Origin of the sequence: Sphingobium sp. (assembly GCF_041987595.1) — a bacterium.
In the GTDB taxonomy this organism is placed as follows: domain Bacteria; phylum Pseudomonadota; class Alphaproteobacteria; order Sphingomonadales; family Sphingomonadaceae; genus Sphingobium.
The window spans coordinates 1-836 of record NZ_JBHIWJ010000203.1 but is presented as its reverse complement, the minus strand read 5'-3'; the positions used below and the strand labels follow the sequence as shown (position 1 = coordinate 836).

At 63.4% G+C, this 836-nt stretch carries 1 protein-coding gene; it reads right to left on the bottom strand.

Annotated features, from left to right (window positions below):
* Positions 1–196 precede the first annotated feature (196 nt).
* The coding region (locus ACFC3J_RS22750; protein ID WP_375198181.1) for an autotransporter domain-containing protein at positions 197–836 on the bottom strand (640 nt) is incomplete at its 5' end.

Sequence of the window (836 nt, the reverse complement as noted above, 5' to 3'; positions counted from 1 at the left end):
ACAACGACGGCTTGGCTCATGACCGGCAATGATCCTCTCTGTTTCCCATCGCGAAGAATGTTTGACGAGTGGTAAAATAAATATGCCAGTAGTCAATTGAGTTTTCATCGCTGATGCATCGCGCCAAGCCTGTCGTGCTGTCGAAACGGTTCGGCCCCGGCCCGGCGTGCATGGAGGCCGGGGTCGAACAGCGCGGTCAGAAACCGATCCTGAGCGAAACGCGGGCGTTGAGCGCGAGATTGCCGAACTGCTCTTCGGCGCCGACTTCCCCGGCCATCGCAAAGCCCTGCTGCCCGCCGACCAGCCGCAGCCAGCCGATCCAGCCATCGCTGCGTGCGTCGGACAGCAGCGTGAAGGCCGCACCGTCCTTGAAGCGGGCGGTGGTCTCGCCGAGCGAACCGCCGATGATCTGGCGGCGACCGCCTTCGATCTCTGCACGGATCCAGACATCGTCAGGGCGCAGGCTGCCGAACTCGTATCCCGCCACCAGCGTGCCGTTGACGGCCAGCTCGTCGCTGCTGCGCTTGTCCACGATCAGGTTGAAGGCATTGCCGCCGCCGGTCTCCGCATAGCCATTCTCGTCCAGCTTGTAATAGTCGATCACCGCCGTCGGACGCAGGATCAGGCGCTTACCGATACGTGCTTCATAGCCGAGCCCAGCCGAAGCGCTGTAGAGATCGCCCGACCAGTCGCCCTTGGCGCTTCGCTCGACCAGCTTGCCATTCAGCATCTGCGCGAAGCGGCGCGTTCCGCCGAAATCGATTTTCGCCGCCGATCCGCGCACGAATGCGCGCACCGGACCCCATTGCCCGCGCCAGTGTGCCGCGAGCTCATAC